The sequence below is a fragment of the uncultured Paracoccus sp. genome (genome assembly GCF_947487305.1).
Lineage (GTDB): Bacteria > Pseudomonadota > Alphaproteobacteria > Rhodobacterales > Rhodobacteraceae > Paracoccus.
Genome location: NZ_CANKWH010000005.1, coordinates 177,864 through 191,449, shown reverse-complemented (window position 1 = coordinate 191,449; position 13,586 = coordinate 177,864). Strand labels below are relative to the sequence as shown.

Annotated in this window: 10 protein-coding genes; 6 read left to right on the top strand and 4 right to left on the bottom strand. The window is 65.8% G+C overall.

The window, feature by feature from the left end:
- Positions 1-5: 5 nt before the first annotated feature.
- Together Q1A36_RS08520 and Q1A36_RS08515 are read right to left on the bottom strand one after the other, a co-directional pair.
- A complete protein-coding gene (locus Q1A36_RS08520; protein WP_299842084.1) occupies positions 6-4,796 on the bottom strand; it encodes a translocation/assembly module TamB domain-containing protein in 4,791 nt (1,596 codons plus the stop codon).
- Positions 4,796-6,592: an autotransporter assembly complex family protein gene (locus Q1A36_RS08515; RefSeq protein WP_299842081.1), complete on the bottom strand. Its 1,797-nt coding sequence runs from the start codon at positions 6,590-6,592 to the stop codon at positions 4,796-4,798. Before Q1A36_RS08515 ends, Q1A36_RS08520 begins: the two co-directional genes overlap by 1 nt.
- Between Q1A36_RS08515 and Q1A36_RS08510 the strand changes: the two genes are divergently transcribed.
- Positions 6,591-6,722 carry a hypothetical protein gene (locus Q1A36_RS08510; RefSeq protein ID WP_299842078.1) on the top strand — a complete coding sequence of 44 codons (132 nt, stop codon included), beginning with the start codon at positions 6,591-6,593 and terminating at the stop codon, positions 6,720-6,722. The genes Q1A36_RS08515 and Q1A36_RS08510 overlap by 2 nt on opposite strands.
- Before the next feature lie 28 nt (positions 6,723-6,750).
- Here Q1A36_RS08510 and Q1A36_RS08505 read toward each other — a convergent pair whose 3' ends face one another.
- Positions 6,751-7,677, bottom strand: a complete 927-nt coding sequence (locus Q1A36_RS08505; protein WP_299842075.1) for an ROK family protein — start codon at positions 7,675-7,677, stop codon at positions 6,751-6,753.
- 265 nt (positions 7,678-7,942) lie between these two features.
- Between Q1A36_RS08505 and Q1A36_RS08500 the strand changes: the two genes are divergently transcribed.
- Complete coding sequence (locus Q1A36_RS08500; RefSeq protein WP_101753148.1) at positions 7,943-8,284, top strand: DUF2853 family protein; 342 nt, start codon at positions 7,943-7,945, stop codon at positions 8,282-8,284.
- On the opposite strand, the gene Q1A36_RS08495 is transcribed toward Q1A36_RS08500, so the two are convergent.
- A complete protein-coding gene (locus Q1A36_RS08495) occupies positions 8,275-8,889 on the bottom strand; it encodes an enoyl-CoA hydratase/isomerase family protein (protein ID WP_299842045.1) in 615 nt (204 codons plus the stop codon). The genes Q1A36_RS08500 and Q1A36_RS08495 overlap by 10 nt on opposite strands.
- A gap of 71 nt (positions 8,890-8,960) precedes the next feature.
- Here Q1A36_RS08495 and Q1A36_RS08490 point away from each other — a divergent pair, with 71 nt between their 5' ends.
- From Q1A36_RS08490 to Q1A36_RS08475, 4 genes are all read left to right on the top strand, one after another.
- Positions 8,961-10,697 (top strand): DUF2125 domain-containing protein, encoded by a 1,737-nt coding sequence (locus tag Q1A36_RS08490; protein ID WP_299842042.1) that lies wholly within the window; start codon positions 8,961-8,963, stop codon positions 10,695-10,697.
- Between the two features lie 67 nt (positions 10,698-10,764).
- The gene (locus tag Q1A36_RS08485; RefSeq protein WP_299842039.1) at positions 10,765-12,117 is read left to right on the top strand and encodes a TldD/PmbA family protein; all 1,353 of its coding nucleotides are present in this window, start codon (positions 10,765-10,767) and stop codon (positions 12,115-12,117) included.
- Positions 12,104-12,892: a 3'(2'),5'-bisphosphate nucleotidase CysQ gene (locus Q1A36_RS08480; protein ID WP_299842036.1), complete on the top strand. Its 789-nt coding sequence runs from the start codon at positions 12,104-12,106 to the stop codon at positions 12,890-12,892. Before Q1A36_RS08485 ends, Q1A36_RS08480 begins: the two co-directional genes overlap by 14 nt.
- A 233-nt stretch (positions 12,893-13,125) precedes the next feature.
- Entirely contained in the window at positions 13,126-13,569 is a 444-nt protein-coding gene (locus Q1A36_RS08475) for a hypothetical protein (protein WP_299842033.1), read from the top strand.
- The last annotated feature ends 17 nt before the right edge of the window (positions 13,570-13,586 follow it).

Genomic DNA, 13,586 nt, shown 5'->3' with positions numbered 1-13,586 from the left:
CGGCCCTAGTAATCGCGCTCGAAATAGACGCCGATCGTGCTGTCCCCGTCGCTGCCCATGGAACCGCGCGCGCGCAGCGTCTCGGAGATATCGAGGTTCAGGTTCAGTTCGGTCTTGCCGTCATCGCCGACCGACACATCGGTATAGAGATTGTCCGACAGGTATTTCCCAGCCCGCACCTCGACATTGCCCTCGTCATCGGTCTGCAGGTCCAGATCATCAAGGCCGACCTGATTGCGCAGGTTGCCGATGATGCCCTCGCCACCGCGTCCGGCCAGAACTGCGACCGCATTGGCCAGCTGCGCCGCCTGCAGCGGGCTGATCTTGTCCAGACCGCGACCGAACAGAAGTTGCGACAGAACCTCCTCTTCGGGCATTTCGGGCGAGGATTCGAAGGTGATCTCGGGGTCGCGCGCCTCGCCATCGATGATGATGCGGGTGGTGATGCCATCTTGCGAGGTCTCGGCCACCAGCCGGATCACCGGGATCAGGCTGCCCTGCATCTCGACCAGGCCCTCGGTCAGCACGAAGCGCTTGCCCAAAAGGTCGACCCGGCCACGGATCAGCTCCAGCGTGCCGATGGGGATGACATTGCGCGACGTGCCGGTCAGCCGGATCTGCCCGCCCATCTCGGCATCGACGCCGCGACCGCGGATGAAGACCCGATTGGGCGCCGACAGCAGGATATCCAGACGCGGCGGATTGGCGGGCGGGGTCGCCGCCGGTCCCTGCATCCCCGCATCCTGCGAGGCAAGGCTGGGGAAGGCCTCGATCCCGGCCTTGGCGCGGGTTGCCGCGACCGGGCGGCTGTCGCCCACATGTTCGATTTCGGGGATCGCCTTGGCCCCGCCCAACCCGGTCGAGGGGATGCGCAGCTCGGCCTCGGAAATATCGATCCGTCCCGAGATCAGCGGCCCGTCGGCCTGCACCCCGGCAAAGCTGAGATTGCCCGACACACGCGTCTCGTAGAGATTCGGATCGCGCAGCACGATATTGTCGAGCACGATCCCGATATCCACCGTGCCATTGCGCAGATCGACTGGACCGCTGACCCTCAGGCTGCCCCCGGCCTCGACATTACCGCTGCCCTCGACATTGATCCGACCGTTCTGGAGATCGGCCCGGACATTCAGCGCCTCGAGCGTCAGTCCCAGTTTCGGCTCGGAGACGCGGCCACCATTCAACGAGACATTGCCCGAGATCGCATCCAACCCCGGTGGGCCACGCATGGCGATGTCGAAGCTGATCGGGCCTTCAATGCTGCGGGTGCGGATCAGCGGATTGGCCAGGGCCGCGTCGCTGACGCCCGAGACGCGCAGATCGGTGATCGAAAAATCGGCTGCTGCCGTGCCCGAGACCTGCGCCCGCGTGCCGCCCGGCGCGGTTGCCGCCAGATCGACGGCGTAGTTGCCCCCCGCCTGCGGCTGCCGCACGGTGCCCGAAACCCGCGCCGGACCGGCGAAACCGGGTTGCAGCAGCGCCAGGTTGTTCAGCGTCACATCCAGATTGACGCCCGATTGCAGCGCCCCGTCGGCATTGACCGACAGTTGCGGATTGCGCGCCACCAGCCGCTGGATGGCGAGATTGCCGCCCGCCGATTGCGTCGCCGCCAGGTCCAGCGTGGTCCGGCCCGCCAGCAGCGGATCGATGCGCGCCTGCCCGATGGCAAGCCCGTTGATGGTGCCATTGGCGGTAATCTGGCGGTTTCCGCCCTGATCCACCACCCGTCCATCGATGTTCACCGCCCCGGAAATGCCGCGCCCGAGGAAGCGCAGGTCGCCCGCAGCCAGACTGGCGGTCAGGTCCGTGGCCCCTGCCCCGACCTTGCCGCTGGCCGTCACGTCCAGCCGGGCATTGTCGATCCGGGCGTCCTCGATGCTGAACACGCCCTTGTCAAGCGCACCCCTGAGGCTGATGGCGGTCGGTCCCGACAGCGCCGCGTCCAGATCCTGCTGACCCATGGCCAGATCCTGCCCGGTGCCCGTCACCTCGACCCGGATCACCCCGTCGCTGCCCGCGACCGCGCGTCCATCGGCCACCAGACTGCCCTGCAATCCCGCACCAAGGGCGGCCAACTGCTTGAAGTTCACATGGCCGCTGACATTGGTTTCCGCGCCGCCCACCACGCCCTGCGCGGTGATCTCGGCCTGTTCGTTCAGGATATGCGCCTCGTCGATGGTGAAGACGCCCGCCTGTTCGCTGCCCTGCACCGACAGCCGGGTCTCACCGGTCAGCGCGCCGTCGACGCTGGCCTGACCCAGCGACAGGTCGGTGCCGGTGCCGGTGACGTTCAGCCGCCGCACCCCGTCGCCCTGTTCCTGCAAGCGCCCCTGCGCCTGCAGCGCGCCGCTCCACCCCTGACCCAGCGCCGCCAGCGAGGCGATCGACAGGTCAGCACTCAGGTCGGTCTGGCCCGGGCCATAGCTGCCCTCGGCCGTGGCGTTCAGCTGGTCGTTCTGCACCTGCAGATCGCGGATGGTGAAGACCTCGCCCCGCTGTTCGACCTTGGCGGTCAGCGTGGTGTCACCGCTCAGCGCGCCATCGACATTGGCCTGACCCAGTTGCAGGTCGGTGCCGCGGCCGGTCAGGTCAAGGAAACGCACGCCGCCGTCTTCGCGCACCGTCGCATCGGCGGTCAGGCTGCCGGCCCAGCCACGGCCCAGAACCGAAAGGTCCGGCACATCCAGATCGGCCTTGGCATCCATCTGGCCGGGCACCAGATTGCCCTGCCCCTCGGCCTTGATCTGCGGGTTCGAGAACTGGAATTGCTCGATCACATAGCCGCCATCCTGCTCGCCGGCGATCACCGTCAGGTTGGTCTGGCCGCCGAGCGCGCCGTCCAGTTCCTCGATGCCGGTCTTCAGGTCCATGGCTTCGCCGCTGATGGTCAGCCGGCGCGAACCCGAGGCGCCGCTGAGGAAGGCATCGGCCATCAGCGAGCCGCCCAGTTCGGCATCGGCATCGCTGAGCGAGGGCATCGAGATCTTGGCCTTCAGATCGCTGGAGCCGCTGTTCAGATAGCCCTCGGCCTCGGCGGTCAGACGCTGCGCATTCACCGTCAGCTCGTTCAGCTGGATGCCGGTCTGGTCGCGCCGGGCGATCAGGGTGATCTTCGACTCGCCCTGCAACAGCTGGTCAAGCTGGTCTTGATCGACCGAGATATCGGTGCCGGTGATCTGGGCGTTCACGTCGAAGCCCTTGCTCAGCACGACATAATTGCCGGCAATGACCGCCTCGGCCTTGCCGTTGACAGGGCGTCCCGCAAGCTGCGACAGGCGCGACAGGTCGTCATAGCTGGCCGTGACATTGCCCGAAGCCGCGATGCCGGTGCTGAGTCCCTCGACCAGAACCGAGCCTGCAAGGCCATAGTCCGTGCCGCGCGCGGTCAGGTTGGTCAGTTCCAGCACATCGCCCGGCACGAAGCTGAACTCGGTCAAGCCGGTGATCTGGTCGCCGATGGCCCGCGCCAGACCGGCATCGTCGAAGCGCATCTCGCGGCCGCCGAATTCGATCTTGCCGTCGATCTCGGACAGGCGGTCATTGTCGCGCAGAACCGTGCCCGCACCGTTCAGCTCCAGCGCGCCGATATGCACGCCCTGCTGATCAACCTCGCCGACCCGACCGACCAGCGACCAGCCATCGCCCTGAGCCGCGTCATATTGCAGTTCCAGCCGGCCATCATTGACCTTCAGGTCGCCGCCAAAGGGCAGGGTGACGGGCAATTCCGTCGCCCCGGCATCGGCGCCGAGGGTCATCAGCAGAACCGCCTGCTCGGGCGCGCCGTTCTCATTGGTAGTCAGCGAGCCCGAGACGTTCAGCGCATTGGTATCGATCATCAGCACCGGCAATTGCAGCCGGCCATCCTCGCCGCGCCAGCCATCGGCCAGAAGCTGGGTATTGGTGCCGAAGAAGCCGCGATTGTCGGGCGGCAGCAGGCTGGCCACATCGCCACCCAGTTCCAGCCGGAAGGCGGTCCCCGGCGCGCCATCCTCGGCCGCCTGCGCGGTGGCGCTGGCCTTGCCGGTCACGCGCGGCTGGCCGTCGGTGGCCAGTGTGATATTGGCCAGAAAGTCCGACAGCGGCCCCTCGCCCGAGATCTCGGCCTTGACCGAGGGCTTGTCATAGAGATCGACGAGGTTGACCAGCAACCCGTCGGCATCCTCATCGAGCTGCAGGTCCAGCTTCAGCACCCGGGTCTCGTTGGCAAAGCCCGCATCCAGTAGAAACTGCCCGCGCGGCCCGTCCAGCCGGTCGATGGACAGCTTTGCCGTGCCCTCGCCACCGGCAAGTTGCATCGTGCCACTGACCTTCAGCGAGGCCGGCAGGCCGATCACCGGCTCGCCCAGTTCAACCCGCTCGGCCAGGATCTGCTCGATATTGATCGACACGGGCAGCTGCGGCAGGGAAAACTCGACGGCTTCGGCGGTGCGCTGCTGCTCGCCCGGCGAGGGCAGGCGCGGCAGCAGGATCTCGGCAGCCGACAGTTCGGCAATCTCGATCCGCCCGCGCAGCAGCGCCGCGCGGTTCCAGTGGATCGCGCCGTTTTTCAGCGTCAGCCAGATGCCCTCGGCATCGGCAATGGTGATCTGGTCATAGGTCGCACGCGAGGACAGCGCCCCGCGAAAGCCGTCGATGATGACCTCGCGACCGGCGCCCGACAGGTTCTCTTCCAGAAGGTTGGTGATGAAGCCCTTGTCGTCCTCGACCTTCTCGGAAATTTCGGCCGCGCTGTCCTGCGCCCAGGCCTGGGACAGCGGCAGCAGGATCAGGGCCAGAAGAAGAAGGATTTTCCGCATCAGAACGCCTGCCCCAAGCCGAGATAAACCTGCACGCCATTGCCCGTATCGCCCGACACCGGCCCGGCGAGATCAAAGCGCAGCGGCCCGATCGGCGTGGCATAGCGCACCCCCACCCCGGCCCCGGCATGATTGCCGCTTTCGCCGCCGAAGGTGCTGTCGGCCCAAACCTGGCCAAAATCGGCGAAGGCGACCAGACCGATCTTTTCGCGGACCTGATAGCGGATCTCGGCGCTGAGATTGGCAAGGCTCATGCCGCCGGTCTCGATCGGACCATCGGGACCAGGAATGACCTCGACCCCCAGCGATTCATAGGGCTGGCCACGCACCGAGCCGCCCCCGCCGGAATAGAACAGGTAGTCGCGCGGCGTATCCTCGATCTCCGAACCAACAATGGTCCCAAGCCGCGCCCGGCCGGCCAGCGTGAAGCGATCATCCGTACCGAACGAATAATAGGCCCGGCCCTCGCCCTCGATCAGCGCGCCGTTGCCGGTATCCCCAAGACCGTAGAAAGGCTTGAGATCGCCGGACAGCCAATAGCCGCGCTTGGCGTCGGTGGGTTCGTCACGACGATCCCATTCCACGTCCATCGGAAAGGCGATGACCTCGAAATGGCTGGTGCCATTGTCGTCAGTGACCCGGGACTTGCTGTATTCGATCGCGGCATCGGCGGTCAGTCGATCACTGAAGATGTGCGTAAGGCCGAAACTGATCGTCTGGGTGTCGGAATCGTATTCCTCTTCCCGCATGCGTTCCGTGGTCAGCTCGACATAGGCGGTGGTATCGGCGGTGATGGTCGCCGGCCGGTCGATTCTCAGCTTGAACTCGGAATCCAGCCCGCTGGTATCCGAGCTGATATCCGATACCTCGCCATCGATCCGCAGCCGCTCGCCACCGCCGAGCAGGTTGCGATGCATCCAATAGGCCGAGACCATGGCCCCATCGAGGGTCGATATTTCGAAACCCGCCCCGATCCGACGGGGTTTCTGCTCTACCACGGTCAGGTTCACGTCCATCGTATTGCCGGGGCCAAGCGTCTCGGCCTCTTCCAGCGTGATGGCCGAGAAGACCCCGGTGCGGCGCAGGCGTTTGCGCACGTCCTCGATCTCTTCGGGATCGAAGCGCGTGCCCTCGGGAAAACCGGCGATCTTGTAGAGCCGGCGCAGGTTCATCCGCTGGTTGCCGGTGATGTTCAGCTTGCCGAAGGTCACGGTCGGTCCGGGGGCCAGCGCGATCTGGCTGTCCACGGTATTCTGGTTGTGATCGGCAACGATGTTCTGACCACCGACATCGGCCTTGGCATGGCCGGCATTGCGCCAGCCATCCACGCCCGCGACCGCTGCCGACTTGATGACCCCGGTGCCGCCGGTCTCGCCCACCGCATAGCCCTCGGGGATCTCGGTCTTCGGTGCCAGCGGGTCGATCGCGGCGCGCGAGAAGGTGAAGCGCGGGCCGGTATCCAGTGAAACCACCACGTTCGTCACCACTTCGGGCGCATCCAGCGGCGCGATCTCGGCCGCCTCGACCCCGTCCAGCGTGATGTTGATGACGGTCGAGTAATAGCCCTCATCATACATCAGCCCAAGAATCCGGGCATAGTCGGCGCGGGCGGCGGCCAGCACATCCTGCCCCGTCGTGCGGCCCTCGGACAGCGCCGCCGAGATCAGCGAGGTGTTCTTGACCTTGGTCGACAGCCCATCATTCTCACCGGAAACCTGGACATCCAGCTTGACCGGACCTTCGGCTTCGCTGCCGCCACCGAAGAGGCCGGAGAAGGGCGATGAGGATTGCGCCATGACCAGCGCAGGCACCGCCAGTGCGGTTGCCGCAATCACTGCTGCCCGTAAAAGCCCCATGCGCCTTGCCCTGCCCGTTTTATGTCCTTTTCAGGCATTTTTGGCAGGTTGGCCGCTCGATTTCCAGTAAAGTTAACGGAATTGACCTTTATCGCGCGTCAGTCGAGCGCAGCGAGGCAACCATGCAACGCTGCCATGTCGTCCTTGATCAGCATCAGCGGCACATTTTCGGGAATCTGGCGCATCTGCTCTTGCATCAGGAAGGCAGGAATCAGCAGTTCCAGCCGGTTCGACAGGCTGCGGCCGACGCTGCCGGCGAGGAACATCCCGTCCATCGGCATGAAGCGCAGGGCCAGATCGCGGCACATCAGGCCAAAGAGCTCGGCAAACAGGCGATAGGTCGCATCGGCATGCGGGTCGCCCGCAGCCGCGGCCTCGGCGATATGTTCGCTGCGGATCGGCTCGGCGTCGCAGCGCAGCGCGTGCAGGCGCGACAGGCCGCGACCGGCAAAGGTCTCCTCGACCGAGAAAAACTCGCGCGCCTTGACCGCGCCCAGTTCCTCCTGCAGCCGCTGCATGATCAGCGCGGGCAGGTGGGTGTGACCCTCTTCGGCCTCAAGGCAGGTCATTCGGCCACCGCCCAGCACCTTGACCGCACAGACATTGAAGCCGGTGCCGGCACCGACGACGAGCGCCTGGCCATTGCGATGCCGGCCCTCGGGCGCCTCGCGCAGAATGCCGATGCCATCGCCCGACAGGGCAGGGGTGGCATAGCCAAGCGCCGTAAGGTCGTTGATCAGCCGCACCTGATCGGCATCGGTCAGCCGCGCCAGCCGCTCTTCCGAGAAATCCCAGTCACGGTTGGTCAACTGCGCGATCCCGCCCGAAACCGGGCCAGCGACGGCGATGCAGACCGAGGTGATGCGCGGATCATCCTGCTGCTGAAGGAACTGCTGCACCACGTCATCGAAACTGCGGAAGTCGTCGCCACGGAATCTTGTCACCGTTTCAGCGTCGATCATGCCGTTCCGGGCCAGCGCGAGCCGCGCGTTCGTGCCTCCGACGTCAGCCAGCAAAATCGCCATGGATCGATCCCCCTCCGATGAATGTTAGCGCGCACATACAGGAACACAGTCAGTCTGGCGAGTGTCAGTCAACAAGATTCCGCGACGGGAGCAAGGCCGTATTCGCCCGGTGACATCGGCCGCCGCGCGAGGATCGGCGTCCCGACTCGCCCGAAACTGGCGCAATTGCGCTTTTTGTCGCGCCGCTTCTGTCGCGGCGATTGATATTTGCTGGTTCACGGCTAAGCTCGGCCTCATCAAAAACAACCCGGGGAGGGACGAAAGAATGAGCAAGCGTGATGATCTGATTGCGAAATATGCCGCCGATCTCAGTGACAAGGTCGGCGTCAAGCCCGACATGGACCTGCTGACCAAGGTGACGATCGGCTGCGGCCCCTCGATCTACAACGCCGATTCCGAGACCGTCTCGGGCAGCGACAAGGCCGAGCTCGAGCGGGTGAAGAACAGCTTCCTCGTCAAGAAGCTGGGTCTGGCCGACGGCCCGCAGCTGATGGCCGCGATCGACGAGGTCATCGAGAAATACGGCAAGTCGAACCGGAACAAGTATCGTCCGGTGGTCTATTACCTGCTGACCGTCCATTTCGGCAAACAGTCGGTTTATGGCTGACAGATCAACCCCTTGATCGCCATCACGAGCTCGGGACTGGCCGCCAGACAATCCGCGGCCAGATCCCTCGCAAGGGCCACCGGGTCCTCGTCGATGCGGTCGACCAGGCCCCAGTCCAGCGCCAGCGCGGCATCGATGCGCTGACCCGCCATCAGGATCATCTTGGCCCGCGACGGACCGATCAGGGTGGTCATGCGCCGGGCATCGCTGGGTTGCGGCAGAAAGCCGCGTTTCATGACCGGATAGAAGAAACTCGCCCCTGGCACCGCCACGCGCAGGTCGCAGGCCAGCGCCATGCCGAAGGCGCCCCCGGCCAGCGTGCCGTTCAGCGCCGCGATGGTGAGGCAGGGCATGGTGGCGATGCGCGCCGACAGCCGTTCCCATTCGGGCGAGGTGGTCAGCCCGGCCTGCGCCTCGTCCAGATCGGCCCCGGCGGAGAACACCTTGCCCTCGCCGGTCAGAATGACGGCGCGGCAATCGGAATGGGCGATGTCGTCAAAACCCTCGGTCAGCTGCCGCAGCATCGCGCCGGTCAGCGAATTGGCCTTTTCGGGCCGCCGGATGCGCAGCATCGCCAAGCCATCCTGCTGCGTTAGGCTGATCATCGCTTGCCACCTTTCCCATTCGAAACTGCTGTGCGAGTATCCGCGCGAGTTTTCTTTTGGAAGGTATCGGTATGAACCGTCTGCTTGCAACCACGTCCATCGCGCTTCTGGCCGCAACCACCCCGGGCTGGGCCGAGATCACCCCGGCCCAAGTCTGGGATCACCTGGTCCAGCAATACCAGTCGATGGGCTACACGGTCACCGAGGGCAGCCGCGAAGAGGCCGGCGATACGCTGACCATCACCGACGCCAAGGTGGCGGTCGATGGCGAGATGTCCGACATGACCATGACCTTTCCCAAGCTGGTGATGAACCAGACCGGCGACGGGAATGTCCGCTGGACCATGGATGGCGCCGCCACAGGTGAAGTGACCATGCCTGCGCCCGAAGGCGGAGAGGATCAGACCACCACATTCACCGTCGACATGCCGGGGAACGAGACCGTCACATCAGGCTCTGTCGAGGATCTGACCCACGACTTCAAGGCCCAGCAGATGCTGGTCACGCTGAACATGCCGCTGGCCGAAACCGGCGAAACGATGCCCGTGTCGATGACCTTCGACGGCGTGGCGGGCAAGCAACGCTCGGTCCGCAGCGACGCGGGCGAGGAAACGACCTTTGACTCGACCGCCGACAAGGTGGCGGTCAATGCCAAGGCCGACATGCCCAAAACCGCCGATGGCGGCCCGGGCGCGCTGGCGCTGGACGGAACCGCCGAAGATCTGACCATGACAGGGCGCATGATGATGGCGCCGGGCGACTTCAACATGGAAACCCAGTTGGAAGAGGCGCTGCAGGCCGGCACCGCCTTCGACTTCACGCTGACCTATGCCGGCAGCAACGGCACCTTCAGCTTCAGCGGTCCGGGCGAGGACGGCACACCGCAATCCGCCGATGGCAGCTATTCCAGTGGTCCGGGCTCGGCGAGTTTCGGCCTGTCCCAGGCCGGGCTGAAATATGCCACCGCCGCCGAAACCATCGACACCACGATGAATATCGGCACGCTGCCCTTCCCGATCAGCTATCAGCTGGCTAAGGGCGGTTTCGATCTCGAGATGCCGGTGATGGGCTCGGACCAGCCGGCGCCGTTCAAGCTGCTGACCTCGATCACCGGGCTCGCCATCAATGACGAGATCTGGGCGATGTTCGACCCCGAGGCCAAGCTGGCGCGTGATCCGGCCGACCTTAACATCGATCTCAGCGGCGAAGTGCTGATGCCCGAGTCGATCCTGACCCCGCCTGCCGGGCTGGATGCCGCAATGGACAAGGCCGCTGATGGCGCAGCGGGCGAGGATGCTGCGGCCACCGATACGGCTGACGCCGAGGCGGCGGCGGATGCGGCAACTGCGGCTGCGGAAGCCGCGGCGGCCGCCGCTGCTGCTGCGGGGGGAGAGACCCCGGACGCTGCGGACAGTGCCGATGCCGGGACCGATGCCGCCACTGGCACCGACGCCCCGCACATGGCCGATATGCCGCAGCCGCCGGTTCCGGTGCGGGTGACGCTGAACGACGTGTCGATCAACGCCGTCGGTGCGCAGGCCAAGTTCTCGGGCGAGCTGACCGCGCCGGAAGGTGGTGACATGACCACCGCGCCGGTGGGCGAGATCTCGGGCGAGCTGACGGGCGTAAACGCGCTGCTCGACACGCTCGGCGCCATGGGGCTGGTGCCGCAGGACCAGATGATGGGCGCCAAGATGATGCTGACGATGTTCGCCAAGCCGGTCGAGGGCCAGCCCGACAAGCTGCAGACCAAGCTGGAATTCCGCGAGGGCGGCAGCATCTTTGCCAATGGCCAGCAGGTGAAGTAAGACTGCAGGCAGGTGACCAGAAGGGCCGGGCATCACCCCGGCCCTTTCCTTTGCTGACGTGAGCCGAATGACCCAGACAGCCGATCTTGAAGCCCTGACCCATGCGATGATCGAGGCCGCGACCCGCGCCGGCGCCGACCAATCCGATGCCATCGCGGTTCACGCGCAGGCGACCTCGATCGATGTGCGCAAGTCGGACCTGGAACTGGCCGAACGCGCCGAGGCGGTCGAGATCGGGCTGCGGGTGCTGATCGGCGGGCGGCAGGCCTGCGTCTCGGCCTCGGACCATTCCGCCGCCACCATCCTCGAGATGGCCGAGCGTGCCGTGGCCATGGCCCGCGAGGCGCCGGTCGATGACTATCTCGGTCTGGCCGATCCCGACCAGCTGGCGCGCGATTCCGATATCGCCGCGCTGGAAATGGCCGATCCGGGCGAAGACCCGTCGCCGGATCAGTTGCAGGCGCTGGCCTTCCGCGCCGAGGCCGCTGCCTCCGAGGTGCCTGGCATCAGCCAGATCGAATCCGCCAATGCCTCCTTCTCGCGCCGCCGGCTGTGGCTGGCGGGCAGCAACGGCTTTTCCGGCGGGTATGGCCGCACCGGCCACGCCGTCTCGACCGTCGCCATCACCGGCGAGGGGTTGGGGATGGAACGTGACTATGCCGGTGAATCCCGCATCTGGGCCGCCGATCTGCCCGAACCCGAGGTCATCGGCCGACTGGCCGCCGAACGCACCTTGGCCCGCGCCGGCTCGCGGAAACCGCCGACCGGGGCCTTTCCGATCCTCTATGACCGCCGCGTCTCGCCCTCGCTGATCGGGCATCTTCTGGGCGCGGTGAACGGCTCGGCCATTGCACGCGGGGCCAGTTGGCTGCGCAAGGCCCTGCAGGAACAGGTTCTGCCGCAGGGGTTTTCGCTGATCGAGGACCCGCTGCGCCCGCGCTATGCCTCGTCGCGCCCCTTTGACGCCGAAGGGCTGCCGAGCCGCCGCCGTGCCATCGTCGAGGATGGCGCGCTGACCGGCTGGACGTTGGATCTGGCCACCGGGCGCAAGCTGGGCATGGACAGCACCGCCTCGGCCACGCGCGGCCTGACTTCGCCGCCCTCGCCGGGCAACAGCAATGTGGCGCTGACCCAGGGTGCGGCCAGCGTTGACGACCTTCTGGCCGAGATGGGCCGAGGGCTGGTGGTGACTTCGATGCTGGGGGCGTCGATCAACGGCACGACCGGGGATTATTCGCGCGGCGCTGCCGGGTTCTGGGTCGAGGGCGGCAAGATTGCCTACCCGGTGAATGAGTGCACCATCGCCGGCAATCTGCGCGACATGCTGATGACCATTACCGCCGCCGATGATGCCGAGGACTGGCGTTCGGTGCAGGTTCCCAGCCTTCTGGTCCGGGGAATGACCGTTGCCGGGGCCTGAGGACGATCTGCGCCTGCTGGCCGAGGCCGCGCGCGAGGCCGGGGAAATTGCCATGCGCTTCTGGCGGCGCGATCCGCAGAAATGGGACAAGGCCGACAATGCCGGCCCTGTGACCGAGGCCGATCTGGCGGTGAACGTGCATCTGGAGACGGTTTTGCGCCGCGCCCGGCCCGATTACGGCTGGCTCAGCGAGGAAAGCGAGGCCGATCCCTCGCGGCTGGATGCCGAGCATTGCTTCATCATCGATCCGATCGACGGCACCCGCGCCTTCATCGACGGTCAGGAAGGGTTCTCGCATTCGCTGGCCATCGCCACGCGCGACCGGATCACGGCGGCGGCGGTCTATCTGCCGGCGAAGGACCTGCTTTACACCGCCCATGCCGACGGCCCGGCGCTTCTGAACGGCAAGCTGATCGCGGTCAGCCCTCGCAGCGAGATGCGTGGCGCCACAGTGCTGACCTATCGCGCGGCGACTGAACCGCAGCACTGGGCGGGCGGGAAGGTGCCGGATTTCCGGCGTGAATTCCGCCCCTCGCTGGCCTGGCGCCTGTGCCTGGTGGCCGAGGGCCGTTTCGACGCGGCCCTGTCGCTGCGCTCGGCCTGGGAATGGGATATTGCCGCTGGAACGCTGATTGCCGAACGCGCCGGGGCGCTGGCCACCGATCGGCAGGGCAAGCCGCTCGGCTTCAACAGCGCGCGCGCCGCCACCGACGGAATGATCGTCGCCGGGCCCGTGTTGCACCGGCAACTGGCTGATTCGTTAACGCGCCCCTAGATCACGGCGATCCGATCCGCCCCTATCGATTCGAGTCGCCACCCCGGATTTTCTTGAACTTTTGCCTGAAAATTCTCCTTCCGGGCGAAATTTCTGATCCTTTTCACGTAAAAGCGCCGAAACTGCCGTTAAGGATTCACGCTGAATTCACGGCACAGGTCGATAACTGATCTCATCAGCTGCGGCACCGAACGCCACACACAATCGGGCCGGGCTTATCGGGGAGACAGATTATGACGACTCGGAACGAACAACTGGATCACCTAATCGCCGCGTTGCAGCATTTGCGCGCCCTTCCGGTGGGCGCGGAGAATGAGCCGGAACTGCGGATTGCGCCCTTGCTGGCGTCGGCGATTTACGGGCGGTCTGACGCGGGCCTTCCTCATCCCGCAGTCGACCGCCCGGCCCCCACCGAAGTCGAGCGGCTGCGCCGCGAGAACGCGCTGCTGACCCATCACGCCGAGATCCTGGCAGGGGCCGTGGGTGCCTGTGGCAATTGCTGGGGCACCATCCCGGACTGCGAAGAATGCGGTGGCATCGGCAGGCCCGGCGCCCTGCAGCCCGACCGCGAGGCCTTTGACCGCTATGTCCTGCCGGTCCTGACCCGCGTGATGGGCAATACCAATCCGCTTCAGGGCTTCGGCTCTGGCGCCAAAGTTTATCCGTTGAGCCTCTAGTTTAACGAGTTCCTCCC

Excerpts from the sequence above, each read along its gene's own strand:
- Q1A36_RS08520 (WP_299842084.1), bottom strand. The coding sequence starts at position 4,796 with ATGCGGAAAATCCTTCTTCTTCTGGCCCTGATCCTGCTGCCGCTGTCC.
- Q1A36_RS08510 (WP_299842078.1), top strand. The coding sequence starts at position 6,591 with ATGACCAGCGCAGGCACCGCCAGTGCGGTTGCCGCAATCACTGCTGCC.
- Q1A36_RS08515 (WP_299842081.1), bottom strand. The coding sequence starts at position 6,592 with ATGGCGCAATCCTCATCGCCCTTCTCCGGCCTCTTCGGTGGCGGCAGC.
- Q1A36_RS08505 (WP_299842075.1), bottom strand. The coding sequence starts at position 7,677 with ATGGCGATTTTGCTGGCTGACGTCGGAGGCACGAACGCGCGGCTCGCG.
- Q1A36_RS08500 (WP_101753148.1), top strand. The coding sequence starts at position 7,943 with ATGAGCAAGCGTGATGATCTGATTGCGAAATATGCCGCCGATCTCAGT.
- Q1A36_RS08495 (WP_299842045.1), bottom strand. The coding sequence starts at position 8,889 with ATGATCAGCCTAACGCAGCAGGATGGCTTGGCGATGCTGCGCATCCGG.
- Q1A36_RS08490 (WP_299842042.1), top strand. The coding sequence starts at position 8,961 with ATGAACCGTCTGCTTGCAACCACGTCCATCGCGCTTCTGGCCGCAACC.
- Q1A36_RS08485 (WP_299842039.1), top strand. The coding sequence starts at position 10,765 with ATGACCCAGACAGCCGATCTTGAAGCCCTGACCCATGCGATGATCGAG.
- Q1A36_RS08475 (WP_299842033.1), top strand. The coding sequence starts at position 13,126 with ATGACGACTCGGAACGAACAACTGGATCACCTAATCGCCGCGTTGCAG.